The organism is Bradyrhizobium sp. SBR1B (genome assembly GCF_014198205.1).
Taxonomy (GTDB): Bacteria; Pseudomonadota; Alphaproteobacteria; order Rhizobiales; family Xanthobacteraceae; genus Bradyrhizobium.
Window position 1 is genome coordinate 706416 of sequence record NZ_JACIHC010000001.1, and the last position, 16880, is coordinate 723295.

General features: G+C 65.2%; 15 protein-coding genes and 1 pseudogene. 3 read left to right on the forward strand and 13 right to left on the reverse strand.

The annotated features are described in order from the left end of the window. Positions 1-225 precede the first annotated feature (225 nt). The 4 genes from GGD61_RS03545 to GGD61_RS03560 form a co-directional block, all read right to left on the reverse strand. Complete coding sequence (locus GGD61_RS03545; protein WP_283806128.1) at positions 226-1413, reverse strand: DegT/DnrJ/EryC1/StrS aminotransferase family protein; 1188 nt, start codon at positions 1411-1413, stop codon at positions 226-228. A 12-nt stretch (positions 1414-1425) separates the two neighbouring features. Continuing rightward, positions 1426-2430: a Gfo/Idh/MocA family protein gene (locus tag GGD61_RS03550; protein WP_183230205.1), complete on the reverse strand. Its 1005-nt coding sequence runs from the start codon at positions 2428-2430 to the stop codon at positions 1426-1428. Positions 2431-2611: 181 nt separating this feature from the next. Next, the gene (locus GGD61_RS03555; RefSeq protein WP_183230207.1) at positions 2612-4024 is read right to left on the reverse strand and encodes a mannose-1-phosphate guanylyltransferase/mannose-6-phosphate isomerase; all 1413 of its coding nucleotides are present in this window, start codon (positions 4022-4024) and stop codon (positions 2612-2614) included. Between the two features lie 7 nt (positions 4025-4031). Continuing rightward, positions 4032-5021 (reverse strand): NAD-dependent epimerase, encoded by a 990-nt coding sequence (locus GGD61_RS03560; RefSeq protein ID WP_092261096.1) that lies wholly within the window; start codon positions 5019-5021, stop codon positions 4032-4034. A 221-nt stretch (positions 5022-5242) separates the two neighbouring features. Between GGD61_RS03560 and GGD61_RS03565 the strand changes: the two genes are divergently transcribed. Then, entirely contained in the window at positions 5243-6202 is a 960-nt protein-coding gene (locus GGD61_RS03565; protein WP_018317383.1) for a lysylphosphatidylglycerol synthase transmembrane domain-containing protein, read from the forward strand. Beyond that, on the forward strand, positions 6199-7233 hold the full coding sequence (locus GGD61_RS03570) for an MraY family glycosyltransferase (RefSeq protein WP_409362355.1): 1035 nt from the start codon (positions 6199-6201) through the stop codon (positions 7231-7233). The genes GGD61_RS03565 and GGD61_RS03570 overlap by 4 nt, the downstream gene beginning before the upstream one ends. Here GGD61_RS03570 and GGD61_RS03575 read toward each other — a convergent pair. From GGD61_RS03575 to rfaD, 6 genes and pseudogenes are all read right to left on the reverse strand, one after another. Further along, the gene (locus GGD61_RS03575; RefSeq protein WP_246785854.1) at positions 7221-7718 is read right to left on the reverse strand and encodes a hypothetical protein; all 498 of its coding nucleotides are present in this window, start codon (positions 7716-7718) and stop codon (positions 7221-7223) included. The genes GGD61_RS03570 and GGD61_RS03575 overlap by 13 nt on opposite strands. Positions 7719-7732: 14 nt before the next feature. Next, positions 7733-8020, reverse strand: a pseudogene (locus GGD61_RS40320) (glycosyltransferase WbuB); the annotation flags it as partial. Further along, a complete protein-coding gene (locus GGD61_RS03585; RefSeq protein WP_177237349.1) occupies positions 7918-9831 on the reverse strand; it encodes an SDR family NAD(P)-dependent oxidoreductase in 1914 nt (637 codons plus the stop codon). The pseudogene GGD61_RS40320 and the gene GGD61_RS03585, both read right to left, overlap by 103 nt. 83 nt (positions 9832-9914) lie before the next feature. After that, entirely contained in the window at positions 9915-11201 is a 1287-nt protein-coding gene (locus tag GGD61_RS03590) for an O-antigen ligase (RefSeq protein WP_092261090.1), read from the reverse strand. Further along, positions 11198-12682, reverse strand: coding sequence for a D-glycero-beta-D-manno-heptose-7-phosphate kinase (rfaE1, locus tag GGD61_RS03595; protein ID WP_092261088.1), 1485 nt, complete (start codon positions 12680-12682; stop codon positions 11198-11200). Before rfaE1 ends, GGD61_RS03590 begins: the two co-directional genes overlap by 4 nt. A 12-nt stretch (positions 12683-12694) precedes the next feature. Beyond that, the gene (gene rfaD, locus GGD61_RS03600) at positions 12695-13675 is read right to left on the reverse strand and encodes an ADP-glyceromanno-heptose 6-epimerase (protein ID WP_092261087.1); all 981 of its coding nucleotides are present in this window, start codon (positions 13673-13675) and stop codon (positions 12695-12697) included. A gap of 159 nt (positions 13676-13834) precedes the next feature. Here rfaD and waaF point away from each other — a divergent pair, with 159 nt between their 5' ends. Then, a complete protein-coding gene (gene waaF / locus GGD61_RS03605) occupies positions 13835-14899 on the forward strand; it encodes a lipopolysaccharide heptosyltransferase II (RefSeq protein WP_092261085.1) in 1065 nt (354 codons plus the stop codon). Between the two features lie 36 nt (positions 14900-14935). Here the strand turns inward: waaF and GGD61_RS03610 are convergent, their stop codons facing one another. From GGD61_RS03610 to GGD61_RS03620, 3 genes are all read right to left on the reverse strand, one after another. Continuing rightward, positions 14936-15319: a type II toxin-antitoxin system HigA family antitoxin gene (locus tag GGD61_RS03610; RefSeq protein ID WP_246785855.1), complete on the reverse strand. Its 384-nt coding sequence runs from the start codon at positions 15317-15319 to the stop codon at positions 14936-14938. Continuing rightward, a complete protein-coding gene (locus GGD61_RS03615; RefSeq protein ID WP_409362447.1) occupies positions 15319-15717 on the reverse strand; it encodes a type II toxin-antitoxin system HigB family toxin in 399 nt (132 codons plus the stop codon). The genes GGD61_RS03610 and GGD61_RS03615 overlap by 1 nt, the downstream gene beginning before the upstream one ends. A 73-nt stretch (positions 15718-15790) precedes the next feature. Continuing rightward, on the reverse strand, positions 15791-16828 hold the full coding sequence (locus GGD61_RS03620) for a glycosyltransferase family 4 protein (RefSeq protein WP_183230209.1): 1038 nt from the start codon (positions 16826-16828) through the stop codon (positions 15791-15793). Positions 16829-16880 lie beyond the last annotated feature (52 nt).

Consider the following 16880-nt stretch of genomic DNA (forward strand, 5'->3'; position numbering starts at 1 on the left):
CTAATCAGCCTAACGATAAGGCTTTGAAGTTTGACGTGATCAAAAAAGACGGGCGCTCGGCCTGCGATGCGCATTGCCGTGCCCTCGAGGGCAGCGACGCTGGTAGATGCAAACTCAATCGGGTGAGGGGTATCTCTCAGCGCATACCGTGTGGAGAGAGACCCCTCACCCGTCTCGCCGCTATGCGGCGAGCCACCCTCTCCCACAGGGGGAGAGGGTAAGCGATCAGCCCGCAATCGCGCCGCGGACGGCGGCGATGATTCGCTCCTGATCGGCTTCGGTCAGATAGGCGTGCATCGGCAGGCTGATGACGTCCTGCGACAGGCTCTCGCAACCGGGCAGGCCGCCCTCGGCGACCGGATATTGCTTGTAGGCGGTCTGCTGATGCATCGACTTGCCGTAATAGATCGCGGTCGGCACGCCCTGGGCTTTCAGCGCGGCAGCGAAGCCGTCGCGGTCGGTGCCCTCAGGGAGACGGATCGTGTACTGCGCCCAGACCGAGGTGTTGCCGGGTGCCAGGCGCGGCACGGTGACGACGTTGCTCAGGCCCCGCGCGTAGCGCTCGGCGACCTTGTTGCGGGCGGCGATCTCGTCGTCGAAGATCTTCAGCTTCTCGATCAGGATCGCGGCCTGCATGGTGTCGAGCCGGCCGGTCAGGCCGAGGCGGACGTTGTCGTATTTGTCGACGCCCTGCCCGTGCACGCGGATGCTGCGCAAGGTGGCCGCGAGATCGTCGTCATCGGTGAAGATCGCGCCGCCGTCGCCGAAGCAGCCGAGCGGCTTTGCGGGGAAGAAGCTGGTCGTGGTGGCGAGCCCGAAGGTGCCGAGCTTGCGGCCCCTGTAGCTCGCACCGAACCCTTGCGCGGCGTCGTCGATCACGAACAGGCCTTCGGCCCTGGCGATCTCGGCGATGGCATCGTGGTCGGCGGGCTGGCCGAACAGATCGACCGGAATGACCGCAACCGGCTTCAGGCCGGCCTTGCGGGCGGTTGCGATGCCGCGCTTGAGCGACTCCGGGCTCATGTTGAAGGTCGTCTCGTCGACATCGACGTAGACAGGGGTCGCGCCCATCCGGGCCGCCGGCGACGCGGTCGCGATGAAGGTGAAGGACGGACACAGCACGGCATCGCCGGGACCGACGTTCTTTGCCATCAGCACCATGAGAAGTGCGTCGGTGCCGCTGGCGCAGCCGATCACGTGCTTGGCACCGCTATAAGTCGCGAGCTGCTTCTCGAGCTCGGCGACTTCAGGGCCATTGACGAACTGGCAGTGGTCGAGAACGCGCTTGACCGCGGCATCCAGCGAAGCGCCGAGCCGGCGGCGCTGCGAGGCGACGTCGATGAAGGGAATGGGTTCGGAACGCAGATGCTGGTTCATGACCTGGCTCTTGGCGCCTTCTTGAATGGTCGACATGGATGAAGGGGTTCAGCCGGCGACGCGGCGCGGGCCCTTGAGGGCGGGCGATTTGGCCGCGGGCCGCGACGGCGTCTCCAGGCACTGCGTCGCGATCTCGAGGCTGGCGACGCCTTCGTCGCCGGTGACCGCCGGCGTCTCGCCGTTGCGCACCGCCTTGAGGAACGCGATCAGCTCGGCACGGAGCGGCTCGTCATGTCCGACCGGCAGATGCCGCATCGAGTAGCTGCCGTCCGGCTTGAAGCCGAAGCACTCGGTGACCTGGCGCGTGAGCAGATCGCCCATCACGTATTTGCCGCGCGTCGCGACCGTGACGCTGCGCGCCTTGAACGGCGTCAGCCAGTTGGTGTTGATGTGGGCGAGCACGCCGCTCTCGGTGCGGAACTGCAGCAGCGCGATGTCCTCGCGCTCGGCGACCGCGCTCGACAATTGCGGCTGCACCTCGACGATGTCGGATTCGGTGAACCAGCGGATCAGGTCGATGTCGTGCACGGCGAGGTCGATGACGACACCGACATTGGACATGCGCGGCGGGAACGGGCCGACGCGCGTGATCGCGATGGAAAGAATGTCTTCGCCCGCGATCGCCTGCTTGACGGCGGCGACCGCCGGATTGAAGCGCTCGACATGGCCGACCATCAGCGTGACGCCGGCCTTTTGCGCGGCAGCGACGATCTCGCGGCCCTCCTCCACCGTGGATGCGATCGGCTTCTCGACCAGAACATGAATGTTCCTGGCGATGCAGGCGAGCGCGACCTCGTGATGCAGATGGGTGGGAGCTGCGATGGTGACGGCGTCGACGCCTTCGGCGAAGAGCTGGTCGAGCGTCTCGAAGCTTGCGCAACTGGCAAGTTCCGTCGCGCGTGTGCGATGTGCCGGCGAAGGATCGACGACGCCGACGAGGCTGACGCCGGGAAGACCCGCAAGCACGCGCGCGTGGTTGCTCCCCATCACGCCAGCGCCAATGACGCCGACGCGCAAGCCGGCCTTTGCCGGTGCAGACCCTTTGGAACTCATCTGAGTAAACCCCGATTCAACGCAAATCCCCGGCGCGCTTCTAGCACGGACGCCACATTTGTGGCGAATGCCGCCTTGGCGGCCCGGACACGATTTGATTCAAAAAGTTACACGTTCCCCGGGCCTTAAGCCGAAAAATATCGCGTCTTTGGCCCGGGTCACGTGATTCGGAGTTTGCTGGTTACGACCTTTGATAGTCGTCTTCAATCCGGATGATGTCGTCTTCCCCGAGATAGCTTCCAGTCTGGACCTCGATCAGTTCCAGCATGATTTTACCGGGGTTCTCCATCCGATGCACGGCGCCCATCGGGATGTAGATCGACTCGTTCTCGTGCACGGTCTTCACGGCCTCGTTGACGGTGACGCGGGCGGCGCCGCGGACCACGATCCAGTGCTCTGCGCGATGATGGTGCTTCTGCAGCGACAGCCGCCCGCCCGGCTTCACCACGATGCGCTTGACCTGGTGGCGCTCACCATTGTCGACGGACTGATAGCTGCCCCAGGGCCGATGCACCTTGAGATGCTCCTCGGTGACCTTCGGCGCGACCGCCTTCAACTTGGTGACGAGACGCTTCAGGCCATTGGCATCCTTCTGGCGCGAGACCAGCACCGCATCCGCGGTCGCGACCACGACGAGATCGTCGACGCCCTCGAGCGCGACCAGCGCCTGGTCGGTGGTGACGTTGCAGTTGCGGGAGTCTTCGAACACCGCGGCGCCGTGCGAGGCATTGCCCTGCGCATCCTTGTCGGAGAGCTCCCACACCGCGTGCCAGGAGCCGACATCGGACCAGCCGCACGACACCGGCACGACCGCGGCGCGCGAGGTCTTCTCCATCACGGCATAGTCGATCGAGATCGCCTTGGCCGCGCCGAACGCCTCGGGCTCCAGCGTGACGAAGCCGAGATCGCGCCCGGCATTGTTGACCGCGTTGGTGACGGTTTCGACGCTTCCTGCATCGACCCTGCGATACTCATCGAGCAGCACGCTGGCCGGGAACATGAAGTTGCCGCTGTTCCAGAGATAGCCCGAATTGACGTAGTCGGAGGCCTTCACCGCGTCCGGCTTCTCGACGAAGCGCGCGACCGCATGCACCTCGCCGGAGATCACCTCGCCCGGGTTGATATAGCCGTATTCGGTCGCGGGCCGCTCCGGCTTGACGCCGAAGGTGACGATACGGCCGGTGCTCGCGGCGTTACGGCCCTCGCGGCATGCGGCAACGAAAGCGGCATTGTCCTGCACGACGTGGTCGGCGGCGAGCGCGAGCACGATGGCTTCACTGGCGCGGTTCTGCGCGAACACGGCGCCGGCCGCGATCGCAGGTCCTGAATCGCGCCGCATCGGCTCGAGGATCACGTCGGCCTCGATGCCGATCTCGGCGAGCTGCTCCAGCACCATGAAGCGATAGGACGCATTGGTGATGACGATCGGCCGGTCGAACAGGGAAGGATCGGAGACGCGCAGCAGCGTGTCCTGGAAAGTCGAGCGCGTGCCGAACAGCGGCAGGAACTGTTTTGGCCGCACCTCGCGCGAAGCCGGCCACAGCCGCGTGCCGGCACCGCCGCACATGATCAGGGGGATAATGCGTTTGTCCATCGTCATCTCAAACCTTGAAGTAGTCCCGATACCAGGTGACAAAATTATGGACCCCATGCTCGATCGGCGTTGACGGTGCAAAGCCGGTGTCGCGCATCAGATCCTCGACATCCGCGAACGTTTCCAGCACATCTCCCGGCTGCATCGGCAGCAATTCTTTGATCGCCGTCCGGCCCAGCTCCCGCTCCAGAAGACCGACGACGTGCATCAGTTCCTCCGGATGGTGATTGCCGACATTGTAGAGCTTAAACGGCGCATTTGCGGCAGCCGGATCGTCCGCAGGCACAAGATCGAGCAGCTTGGATACTACACGTGTGACATCATCAACATAGGTGAAGTCGCGACGCATTCGGCCATGGTTAAACAGCCGGATCGGCTTGCCCGCCATGATGGCGTTTACGAACAGAAACATGGCCATGTCGGGCCGTCCCCATGGCCCGTAAATGGTAAAGAAGCGCAGGCCCGTGACCGGCAAGCGATAGAGATGGCTGTAGGACTGCGCCATCACCTCGTTCGCCTTCTTGGTCGCAGCGTAGAAGCTCACGGGATGGTCGGTCCGGTCCGCAACCGCAAATGGCAATTTTGTGTTGGCGCCATAAACGGAGGATGACGAGGCGTAAACGAGATGACGACAGCCGCTGTTGCGGCAGCCTTCGAGCACGTTGAGAAAGCCCAACAGATTGGAATCGGCATAAGCGTGCGGCTGCTCGATCGAGTAGCGCACGCCGGCCTGCGCCGCCATATGCACGACCTCCGTAAAACGATGTTGCGCAAACAGCGCCGCCATCGTCTCGCGGTCGGCAAGATCGGCCTCGACGAAGGAGAAGCGGGGCTCGCTCTGCAACAGTGCCAGGCGCGCCCGCTTCAGTGCCGGATCGTAATAGCTGTTGAGGTTGTCGAGCCCGACGACGGTGCGGCCTTCGCCCAGGAGGTGCCGGGCGACGTGAAAGCCGATGAAGCCTGCGGCCCCGGTGACCAAAATCGCCTGATCCGTCATCCTGTTCCCTGGGGATCCCTAGCCCGATCCTGTTTAGCCGTCACCTCAAGGTGATCGCAATAGGCCCGCTGTATGCGCTCCATAATGCCCCCCCACGAGGGCTCACGAGAGCCTCACGAGGGCTATTGCAAGATTGGCGCCAAAACCATACCAAAGCGGCCGAATTCGGCGCTCGCGTCGGGTTGCCTCAAATCTTCGCAAACCCTGTTCATGCGGGCGAGATGCGCCGAATCCTGCTGTCGACGGCCAAAATCGTGATTTCCGCGGCGCTGCTCTATCTGGCGCTGCGCAAGGTCGATCTGTCCGAATTGTTTTCGCGCTTCACCGTGACCAGCCTGTTCTGGATCGGCGCCGCGATCGCGGTCACCTTCCTGCAGATCTTCGTCGGCGTGCTGCGCTGGCGCGAGATCAGCGCCGTCTGCGGCGCGCCGCTCGAGCTCGGCCGCGCCATGCGCTACAACGTGATCGGCTCCTTCTTCAACCAGACCCTGCCATCGGCGATCGGCGGCGACGCGGTCCGGCTCTGGCTGGTGGCGCGCGCCGGCGCCGGCTGGCGTGCGGCAACCTATTCGATCTTCGTCGACCGCGCGATCGGCTTGATCGCGCTCGCGATTCTCATCGTCGCGAGCCTGCCCTGGAGCTACACCCTCATCACCGATCCGCACGGGCGCTCGGCGCTGCTGCTCATCGATTTCCTGGCGCTCGCCGGCGGCCTCGGCTTCCTGGTTTTCGGCGCTCTGAAATGGCGCTGGCTGAAGACCTGGTGGGCCACGCATCACATTCACGCCTGTGCCGTGATCGCGAACCGCGTGATCTTCAGCCGCAGCCGCGGACCGATCATCGCAATCCTGTCGGTGCTCGTTCACGTGCTCGCCGTCGTCATCGCCTGGTGCGTCGTGCAGTCGATTGCGGCCCCGGTTCGCTTCAGCGACGTGTTTCTGCTGGTCCCGCCCGTGATGCTGATCACGATGATGCCGATCTCGATTGCCGGCTGGGGCGTGCGTGAAGCCACGATGGGCCTGGCGTTCGGCTTCGCCGGACTTGCCGCCAACGAGGGCGTCAACGTCTCGCTGCTGTTCGGCGCCGTGTCCTTCATCGTCGGTGCGTTCGGCGGCCTGGTCTGGATCCTCAGCGCGGAGAAAGCGGCGCAGGGGTCGAAGCCGATCGGAGTACCGGAGTGACGACCCTCGTCGCGGGTCCGGACCTTGCGGCCGGGCTGGTGCTGTTCGCGCTTGCGCCGGCCGTGCTGGCTGCACTGATCTCGGCCTGCGTCACCTGGCAGAGCATGCCGCTGCTGCAGCGTTATGCACTGGCGCGTCCGAATGCACGCTCGTCGCACAAGATACCAACCCCGCAGGGTGCGGGCATCGCGGTTGTCGCGGCCACGCTGCTGGTGGCTGCCTCCTGGGCCGCCTGGACCTACGGCGCGATTCCCTTGCCTCTGATCGGCTCCGCCGTCGTGATCGCGATGGTCGGGCTCGTCGACGACATCAGGCCCCTGCCCGTGCTGCTCCGCCTCGTGCTGCAGGCGGGAGCCGTGGCCGCCGTCGTCTTCACGACACCGGAGACCGCGCGCATCGTGCCGGCGCTGCCGCTCGCGCTCGAGCGCGGCCTCATCCTGCTCGCCGGCATCTGGTTCGTGAACCTCGTCAATTTCATGGACGGGCTCGACCTGATGACCGTGGCGGAGGTGGTGCCTGTCACGGCCGCGCTGGGATTGCTCGGATGGTATGGCGACCTCTCGCCGTCCGCGGCGCTGCTCGCCACCGCGCTGTGCGGAGCCATGCTCGGCTTTGCGCCGTTCAACCGTCCCGCCGCAAAGGTCTTCCTGGGCGATGTCGGCAGCCTGCCGATCGGCCTCTTGCTCGGCTGGTGCCTGCTGGAGCTCGCCTGGCACGGACAGCCCGCCGCGGCGCTGCTGCTGCCGGCCTATTATCTTGCGGATTCCACCATCACGCTGTTTCGGCGCATCGCGCGGCGCGAACCATTCTGGTCGGCACACCGCACGCACTTCTATCAGCGCGCCACCGACAATGGCTTCACGGTCAAGCAGGTGATCGGCGAGGTGTTCGCACTCAATCTCGTGCTGGCATTGCTTGCCATCGTCAGCGTTCGCGCCGGCTCGACGACGGTCACGATCGTCTCCGTGATCGCAGGCGCGTTCGCGGTCGCCTTCGTGCTGCGGCGCTTTTCCCGCCCTCAGGCATCCTGAGCCGACAGCGCCAGCCGCAACCCCTCGTCGAGGGAGACCTGCGGCTGCCAACCGGTCGCGAGCGCCTTCGAGATGTTGAGCTCGAGCGAGCCGATCAGGCTGTCATGCGTATCCTGCCGGCCCATGACATTGAGCAGCGTGCTGAGCAGGCCCGGCGGCACACCGAACAGCCGCAGGTTCTTGCCGGACGCTTCGGCCAGACGGGTGATGAATTCGGGCGTCGAGACCTGCTCCCTGTCGGCGACGAGGAAGATCTCGAAATTGCTGGCGGGATCGGGATGGCCGAGCCGGCGCAGGATGAACGACGCCAGGTTCTGCACGGCAAGGAAGGCGCGCTGGTTGCGGATCGCGGCAACGGGCAGCGGCAACCCGAGCTGGACCGCGCGCATCAGCAGCGCAAAATTGTCCTTGGCACCCGCGCCATAGACCAGCGGCGGCCGGATCACCGAGATCTTCATGTCGTTGTCGCGCGCCAGCGTCCTCAAGCCCGCTTCGGCCTGACGCGCGGCTTGTCCGGGCCGGTCTGCAAGGCCGGCAATGCGCCCGGCCAGCCCGAGAGCACGACGACCTCGCGCTCGGCGGCGAGACGGCAGGCGATTTCGGCCATGATGGCCGCCGTCGTGCTGGTATCCGGCGGATAATGCTGGCTCGCGACGACGATCTTGCCCCGAGGCTGCATGGTCATCAGGCTGCGGTCGACCCGAATTCGGGCACCGCATCCTTCAGGATGGTCCTGATGGTGGCGCGATCGTCGCGCGCGATCGCCTGCTCCAGCGCCGCGATCCATTTGCGCAACGTCTGCATCGGCGGCTCGTTCGGCTGCGCGGCCATGATGCCGGCAACGCCGATCTCGCGGGTCGGCTCCTCGGTAGCGAACAGGATCTCGTGCAGACGTTCGCCCGGCCGCATGCCCGTGAACACGATCTCGATGTCGTAGCCGGGCTGCAGTCCGGAAAGGCGGATCATGCGCTCGGCGAGATCGACGATCTTCACCGGCTGGCCCATGTTGAGCACGTAGACCGAGACGTCGGGACGGTGCGTTCCGAGCGCATGCGTGGCCGCGGTGATGACGAGATCGCAGGCCTCGCGGATGGTCATGAAGTAGCGGACCATGTCGGGATGCGTCACCGTCACCGGGCCGCCCGCCTCGATCTGAGCCTTGAATTTCGGCACCACCGAGCCATTCGAGGCCAGCACGTTGCCGAACCGGACCGAGATCAGCCGCATCGGCGGCTTGGCGCCGTGCGCCCCGGCTGCGAGGTCGTGATCCAGCGCCTGGCAGTACATCTCCGCAAAGCGCTTGGTCAGGCCGAGCATCGACACCGGCTCGATCGCCTTGTCGGTCGAAATCATCACCATGGCTTCGGCGCCGGCGGCAACGGCGCCATCCGCAACGTTGATCGAGCCGAAGATGTTGGTCTTGACGCCCTCGCTCCAGTCGCGTTCGAGGATCGGCACGTGCTTGAGCGCGGCGGCGTGGAATACAATGTCCGGCTTGAACCCGGCCATCAGGCGCATGATGCGCTCGCGGTCGCGGATGTCGGCGATGCGCCCTTCAATCTCGGCGGCCGCGCCTCGCGCGGCGAGCGCTTCCGTGATGGCATAGAGCGCGGGCTCGGAGTTTTCCACGATCAGCAGCCGCGCGGCGCCGAAGGCCACGACACGCTCGCAGATCTCCGACCCGATCGAGCCGCCGCCGCCAGTGACGATCACCGCCTTGCCGTTGATCAGCGCTTCCAGGCGCGCATAGTCGATCGTCTCGCTCGGCCGCAGCAGGAGGTCCTCGACCGCGACGGCCGTGAGCCGCGGCGTATCGCCACTCTCGAGCGAGGGCATCCGGTTGACGATCACACCCAGCTTGCGCGCCCGCATCAGGATCGACTCCGGACGCGCTTCCGGCTCGAATGCCGAGGGCGTCATGACGAGGCGCGCGATCGGCTTGTTGCGCTTGGCAAAGTCATCGACGACGTCCTCGACGTCGTCGATGCCGCCCAGCACCGGCACGTTGCGGATAAACTGGCCCCGATCCGAGCTCGACGGCGACAGCACGCCGACCGGCCAGATGCGCTTGATCGCCCCGCTCTCGATGCCGCGCAGGAGCACCTCGGCATCCGCGGCGCGGCCGATCAGCAACGTCGGCGCGGCCTCCTCGCCCCTGGCGTGACGCCGCACCCGCGTATAGCGGAAGTAGCGGTAGGCTATTCGCAGCGCGCTGAGGAACGAGATCTCGAGGAACCAGTAGAGGACGATCGTCACCTTGCCGAGAAAGAAGGCGCCGCGGACATTGGGGGCGACGAAGATGTAGTCGAGCACGAGCAGGGCGACCGTCAGCACGGTCGCGACGCGGATGATGTTCAGCGCGTCAGGCAGCGAGATGAAGCGCCACTTCGTCGTGGTCAGGTTGAAGATGAAGAACACGACCACGCCGAAGGCGAGGAAGTAGGGCAGGATCTGGAACAGCAGCGGCAGGCGGTCGAAGAAGCCGTCGCCACCCTCGAATCGCAGGTAGAAGGCGGCAAAAAGCGCCGCCGCGGTCGCCAGCAGGTCGTGGAGCGCGATCAGGAAATTGCGCAAGGTGAGATGCGAAAGACGCGTCATCCGCCGACCGATGAAAACCCAGTTAGATGCAACCTGACCGCGCTGATAGCCCATCTGGACCAGACTTGCCAGCCGCGCGGCCTTCAGGAACCGGCTTCCCCCGTCTTCGCCTCGGCCTGTTGCCCCCGGATCACCATGCCCCCGGCAACGCCGACGCCGATGACGTACATCCAGCCCTCGTGGAAGTCGAACAGATGGGAGTTGAACAGCGAAGTGAAGACGTTCTGCACCACCACCAGGAGCCCGATCCAGTTGGCAAGGCCGTCGCCGCGAAACAAGCGCAGATGCAATATCCAGATCGCGTAGAGAACGGCGATGCCGATCACGCCCCATTGCACGGCAACGTTCAGCGTCTGGTTATGCGGGTTGCCGATCACCTCGGCGGACGCCTGGTACTGACCGGCGGGCGTCGCCACGCGTTCGAACAATCCGCGCGTCGAGCCGGTGCCGTGCCCCTTGATCGGCGCCTCGGCGAAGAAGCCGAGCGACTTCCGCCAGAATTCGAGGCGCAGGCCGAGCGAGGTCGGCTCGCCCTTTTCCACATAGCGCGTGTAGTCATCGGAAAACCTCTCGGCGGTATGGCGCAAATATGGCGAGGCCTGCCAGGCGAGAATAGCGGCGACGAGCAATGTGGCGGAGATGAGCCCGATGCTGCGCCATTTGAGATGAAGCAGCGCGAACACGCCGAACATGATCGGAACGGTGACGAGCGCGGTGCGCGACACCACGACGAACGTCATGTTGACGAAGAAGCTCAGTGCCAGCGCCGTCAGCAGCCCGGCGAACCAGTATCGCTTCTCAAGCAGCAGCATCACGATCGGATAGGCGAGCGCGACCGCGCAAAGCGCGAATTCCTGGCTCTGCTCGATGTAATTCTTGACGAAGTTGCCGCGCTCGGCCGGATCGGTCTTGAGCGCGAGGTTCGGGTAGAAGGCAACCAGCCAAGACATCACCGATAGCAGGGCGCAGGACACTAGGAAGGCGATGAAGATCCAGCGTCCGCGCGGCGAGCGCTCGAAATGATAGAGCAGGACCGGCAGCACCAGCAGCTTGATGGTCGGGTTGACCGCATAGAAGCGGGCGCCCCAGCTCGCGTCCGACCACAGCGTCCCCACCAGCGCGAGCAGGACCAGCGCGATCGGGGCCGCGCAGATCGGACGCTTCAAGGATTGCAGGAAGGCGCGGACGTCGAGAAACGGCACCATGCAGAGCAGCATCAGCGCGTTGAATATCCCCGCCAGCGAGGTCGACCACGGCAGCGAAGCCGCGGTCAGGACCGCAAATATGTCGACGGTCTCGCGCCAGGCCGCCGGGCTGCGCAGGCGGCGAAGCAACATCCCGCCGGTCGTCTCGCGTACCAGTGCCGTCACTTGCCCCCTCCCCGGGCGCGATGGACCAGCGCCGTCGTGCTGAAGCCCTGCAGGATGTCGACCAGCACGACGGTGCCGCCCGCGGCCTCGACGACCTCGTGACCGACCACCTGCTCGCGGGTGTAATCGCCGCCCTTCACCAGCACACCGGGCTTGATCCGGGTGATCAGGTCGATCGGCGTGTCCTCCTCGAAGATGACGACGAGATCGACGGCCTCGAGCGCGGCGAGCACCTCGGCACGCGCGCGCTCGTCCTGGACCGGCCGCTCGGCGCCCTTGAGCCGCCGCACCGAGGCGTCGCTGTTGAGCCCCACGATCAGGCGGTCGCAGGCGGCGCGCGCCGCGGTCAGCACCTTGACGTGGCCGGGATGCAGGATGTCGAAGCAGCCATTGGTGAAGCCGACGCGCTGGCCTTGCGTTTTCCATTCGGCGAGCTGCGCATCGAGTGCGGCCGGCTCGAGCACGATTTTCTCCTCGGCCGCCAGAGTGGCATGCGGCAGGATCTTTCGGCGCAGCTCGGCCGCGCTCACGCTGGCGGTGCCTTGCTTGCCGACAGCGACGGCGGCAGCGGCATTGGCCGTGCGCAACGCCGTGTCCCAGTCCGCGCCTGTAGCAAGCGACACCGCAAGCGCGGCGGCGACGGTGTCACCGGCGCCGGAGACGTCGCGCACCTTCACCGGAAAAGCCGGAACGTGAACCGCCGCGCCATTGCGCGGCACCAGCGTCATGCCGTGCTCGCCCTGGGTGACCAGGATCGCCTCGCAATCGGCGAGCCGCATCACGTCCTCGCTGGCCTCGACGATGCTCTGCACCGTCTCGGCGCGGCTTCGGGTCGCTTCAGAGAACTCCTTGCGATTGGGCGTCAGCAGCGTGGCGCCGCGGTAGATCGCCCAGTTCAGGCTCTTGGGATCGACGATGACGGGCTTGCCGAGCTTTCGCGCGGCATCGATGGTGTGGCGGATGACGCGCGCCGTCAGCACGCCCTTGGCGTAGTCCGAGAGCAGCACGATGTCGGCGCGCGCGATTTGCGGCAGGATCGCCTCGATCAGCTTCGTCTCGATGTCATCGGAAGCAGGCGCCGCCTGCTCCCAGTCCGCGCGCAGCATGTGCGTGGAAAAATGCTCGGAGACGAAGCGGACTTTTCGCGTGGTCGGGCGCGAGGGATCGCACACCAGCACGCTTTCGATGCCGGCGTGCCCGTCCAGCGCCGCCTTGAGCCGTGCACCGGCATCGTCCTCGCCGACGAGGCCGACGAAGATGCAGCGCGCGCCCAGCGAGGCGACATTGCGCGCGACATTGCCGGCGCCGCCGATATGGATCTCGCTGCGCTGGGCCGCGATGACGGGCGCCGGCGCTTCCGGCGAGATCCGCGACACCTCGCCATAGACGAACTCGTCCAGCATGATGTCGCCGATGCACAGCACCGTGCGGCCTGAGATGGCCTGCGCGAGGGCGTCGAAATCGAGAATGGGCGTCGGCATGGTCAAAAGGCCTCAGCGGAAGCGGTCGGGCCGGTCGAGGTAATCCCCGACATAGGCCTTCACCGCATCCTCGAGCGTCGTGAAGCCGCCGTTATAGCCGGCGCGGTGCAGGCGATCGACCTCGCTCTGGGTGAAATACTGGTAGGCCCCGCGGATCTGCTCGGGCATGTCGATATATTCGATGTTGGGCCTGGTGCCGAGCGCCGCATAGGCCGCCAACATCAGATCCCTGAAGCTGCGCGCCTTGCCGGTTCCGACATTAAAGATGCCGGATACCGACGGCGTCGCCAGCAGCCACATCACGACGCGCACGACGTCGTCGACATAGATGAAATCGCGGCGCTGATCGCCGTCGGCGATGCCCTCGCGATGCGACTTGAACAGCTGCACCACGCGGCCTGCCTTGACGTCGTCGAAGCGGCGCGCCAGCACGCTCATCATCGAGCCCTTGTGATACTCGTTGGGGCCGAACACGTTGAAGAATTTCAGGCCCGCCCATTGCGGCGGGAGCGGATCGCCGTTCGCTACGCGCCCGGCGACCGCGAGATCGAACATGTGCTTGCTCCAGCCGTAGAGATTCATCGGCCGCAGTTTCTTCAGTGCCGGCAGCGAGGCGTCGTCGTCAAATCCCGTCTCACCGTCGCCATAGGTTGCCGCCGAGGAGGCGTAGATGAACGGCACCGCGCCCGCCGTGCACCAATCGAGCAGGCGCATCGACAGGCGGAAATTGGTTTCGAACACGAGGTCGCCGTCGGTCGCGGTGGTCGCGGAAATCGCCCCGAGATGGATCACAGCCTCGAGCTTGCGGCCCTTCAGCCAGTCCATCAGCTCGGCCGGCGGGACAATATCCACAAGCTGGCGCTTGGCGAGGTTCCGCCACTTGCCCTCGTTGCCCAGGAAATCGCAGACCACGACGTCGCTGCGGCCCGCGTCATTGAGCGCGGCCACGACATTCGACCCGATAAAACCGGCCCCGCCGGTCACCAGCAACATTCCGAAATCCCTGCCCGATCTTTGCGGCCCGGTCCTGCCGTAGCGCATGAGCCGCCAAAGTGTAAGCGGTTTTGGGATTGAGTGGTCTGCCGGCTTTACCTGCCGGCCTGGAGCGGCTACCGAACCGCCACAATCAGATCGTCTCGGCCCTATTAACGAATGAACCAAGATTCGACACTTAGCGGAGATGCAGATCGGAGCGACACCCGCCCGATTCTGATCATTCCCTACATGTGGATCGGCGATTTCGTCCGGAATCACACCGTTGTCCGGGTCCTCAAGGAGCGCTGGCCGAACCGGCCGGTCGATCTTCTGACCACCTCCGTGTGCGCCCCGCTGGTCGATTACATGCCCGGCGTGCGCGAGGGGATCGTCTGGGACCTGCCGCGCGGACGCCTCGCCGTCGCCCGCCAGCTCGCCCTGGGGAAACTCCTGCGCGAGCGGAACTACGGCACGGCCCTGGTGCTGCCCCGGACCTGGAAGGCGGCCATCGCCCCCGCCCTCGCCGGCATTCCTGAACGGGTCGGCTTCGTCGGCGAGTTCCGGTTCGGCCTGCTCAACCGCTGGCGCTGGGGCGAGAAAAAGCTGCCGCGCTTCATCGATAAGAACGCCGCCCTGGCCCAGCCCGACGGCGCCCCGCTGCCGGCGGAATGGCCGGTGCCGCAATTGCGGGTCCCGGCCGAGGACATCGTCCGCTGGCGGCAGGCCAACGGGATCGGCGCCGGCGCCGCGGTGGCGCTGGCCCCCGGCTCGGTCGGCGTCTCAAAGCGCTGGACCTATTATCCGGAGGCCGCCCGGCTGCTGGTCGAGCGCGGCCTCGAGGTCTGGGTGGTCGGCGGCCCCGCGGAAAAGGGGCTGGCCCAGGAGATCGTCGCGGCCGGCGGCTCAGGCGTGCGGGACCTCACCGGCAACGATCTGCGCAACGGCGTGCTGGCCATGGCGGCGGCCGGCGTCGCCATCTCCAACGATTCCGGCCTGATGCACATCGCAGCTGCCCTGGGCACGCCCACCATGGGCATCTTTGGCCCGACCAGCCCCTATCTCTGGGCCCCCCTCAACGGCCTCGCCGCGACCGTGGTCCAGGACAAGGAAGTGCTGCCCTGCCAGCCCTGCCAAAGCACGGTATGCAAGGTGAACGACCACCGCTGCATGCGCGATATCGCAGCGAGTGAGGTGGTGGCGATCGCACAGCGGGTGCTGGGGGAAGCTGGAAAGCCGGCTTAGAATTGAGCGTGGCGCCCGCGGAAGCCGGGCATGAGATCAAGCATGCGCGCGCGTCAGTTCGTAGGGAGCTGTGAGAGCATCAATTGGAATGCTCCATTTCTTGCTGATGATGCGGATCATGTCCAGCGTCAGCGGACGGACACGATTCAAGATCTCGGACGCTCTGTTGCGACCAATCAGACCCGCCAACTCTGACTGCGACCGTCCCATGGACTCGATCGCGAAATGGAGAACATCGACTGGATCGCCGCGCGAGGTCGCGAAGTGATTGTCTTCGTATTCCTTGATGAGTGAAGACAAAACTTCGAAGCGATCACCATCGGGCGTACCAGGCGCCGGCTCGGCCTGGAAATAACGAGATACTTCGCCGATAGCCCAATCGTAATCCTGTTCATTGCGAAGAGGCCTTACGTCCATCATCACACGGTCTCCGCGTCTATTCCGTCATATTCTTTGTGCGTGCCGACGAACTCGATGAGAGCAGTTTTGAATGTGTAGGAGAAATGAACCACAAGGCGATACTTGTTGCCGCCGATGTCGAAGATCGCTCTGTTATCGCCAACGAAGTCCACGTTGTTTCCGAACGCCTTCTTCAAGTCAGCCGGACCGCTCCAATCGCCTTTGGACACGATCTCATACCAAGTCCCCACGGGGTCCGCGCCTTGGGGTATCGCTCCCAGAAGACCTTCAGTGCCCTTCTTGCGATAACGTTCATTGCCATAGCATGTTCCCGAAATGGGATTAATCGAAAATTCCCATACGGGAACAAAGTCGACTTCCGCTAAATCGGCAACCGGACGAACCCATCGCCAAGCCATTGATTCCGCTCATCCCGGCTACTGTGCATGGGGTTGTTTTCGCGTTTTTTGCTTTCGGCCCTCGCGGCGTGGCTCAGAGCAGCGGCCGATAGACCTCGCCGATCCGCGCCGCTTCCGCATCGAGGCTGAACTTTGCGAGCACCCGCGCTCGGCCCCTCTCGCCCATCGTCGTCGCGGCATCCACATCGCGCATCAGCGGCTCCACTGCCGCAGCCAGCGCATCGGCATCGCCGGTCGGGACCAGCACGCCGCTCACGCCATCCTCGACCACCAGCTCGGCCGCGCCGGCGCGTGCGGCGACGAGCGCGCTGCCGGCCGCCATCGCCTCGATCAGCGTCAGTCCAAAACCCTCGTTGCGCGAGGTGAAGGCGTAGATCGTCAGCCGCTGGTACCAGCGCTGCACCGCTTCGATCGGCAGCTCGCCGGTGATGACGATGCGCGATTGCAGGCCGGCCGCTTCGATCTGCTTTTTCAGCTCGTTCGCAAAGGCCATCTGCTCGGCCGTGACCTGACCAACGATCACGGCGGTGAAATCGGGATAGCGCGGCAACAGGCGGCACATCGCGTCGACGAACACGTCGGTGCCCTTCTGCGCGCGCACGCGTCCAAAGCAGCCGATGGCGTAACGGCCGGGCAGCGCGGCCTCCGTGAACGCAACAGCGCGGTCGGTCGGCGGCGCATAGATGTCGGTATCGACGCCATGCGGGATCACGGTCGCCTGCACTTTCAGAAACGAAGCCGAGAGATCTGACGTCGCGATGATCGCGTCCATGCGCCGGATCAGCAAGCGCGTGATCCAGCTGTGGTGCCGCTGCGCCGCCGAGGTGAACACGAGTTTCAACGGCCAGCCGAGCGCGCGTAGCGCGACACCCGCGATCATCTCGTTGTTGCGCCGCGCATGCCAGATCAGCGGCGCCTTGCGGCGCCATAGCTTGAGGAAATCGGCAACGCTCAGCCGCGCAATCCCAGCCGGCGCGTGCGAGCCGAACCAGGCGGCGCGGTACAGTTTCGCCAGCCGCGGCGCCACCATCCGGTTGGTCGCAGTGACCCCGGAATAGCGCCTGTGCAGATTTGGCACGATCACTTCGAGATCGCCGGGGGAATTGGCCACGTCATGCTCCGTTTCGCAAAGTCCCTATACGCAACATTAAGCATAGTGACCA

Coding starts and splice junctions, on each gene's coding strand:
- GGD61_RS03550 (WP_183230205.1), bottom strand. CDS start 2,430: ATGAGTTCCAAAGGGTCTGCACCGGCAAAGGCCGGCTTGCGCGTCGGC.
- rfaE1 (WP_092261088.1), bottom strand. CDS start 12,682: ATGCCGACGCCCATTCTCGATTTCGACGCCCTCGCGCAGGCCATCTCA.
- waaF (WP_092261085.1), top strand. CDS start 13,835: ATGAACCAAGATTCGACACTTAGCGGAGATGCAGATCGGAGCGACACC.
- GGD61_RS03555 (WP_183230207.1), bottom strand. CDS start 4,024: ATGGACAAACGCATTATCCCCCTGATCATGTGCGGCGGTGCCGGCACG.
- GGD61_RS03615 (WP_409362447.1), bottom strand. CDS start 15,717: ATGGCTTGGCGATGGGTTCGTCCGGTTGCCGATTTAGCGGAAGTCGAC.
- GGD61_RS03585 (WP_177237349.1), bottom strand. CDS start 9,831: ATGACGCGTCTTTCGCATCTCACCTTGCGCAATTTCCTGATCGCGCTC.
- GGD61_RS03545 (WP_283806128.1), bottom strand. CDS start 1,413: ATGTCGACCATTCAAGAAGGCGCCAAGAGCCAGGTCATGAACCAGCAT.
- GGD61_RS03560 (WP_092261096.1), bottom strand. CDS start 5,021: ATGACGGATCAGGCGATTTTGGTCACCGGGGCCGCAGGCTTCATCGGC.
- GGD61_RS03565 (WP_018317383.1), top strand. CDS start 5,243: ATGCGCCGAATCCTGCTGTCGACGGCCAAAATCGTGATTTCCGCGGCG.
- rfaD (WP_092261087.1), bottom strand. CDS start 13,675: ATGTTGCTGGTGACCGGCGGGGCCGGTTTTATCGGGTCGAATGTCGTG.
- GGD61_RS03610 (WP_246785855.1), bottom strand. CDS start 15,319: ATGATGGACGTAAGGCCTCTTCGCAATGAACAGGATTACGATTGGGCT.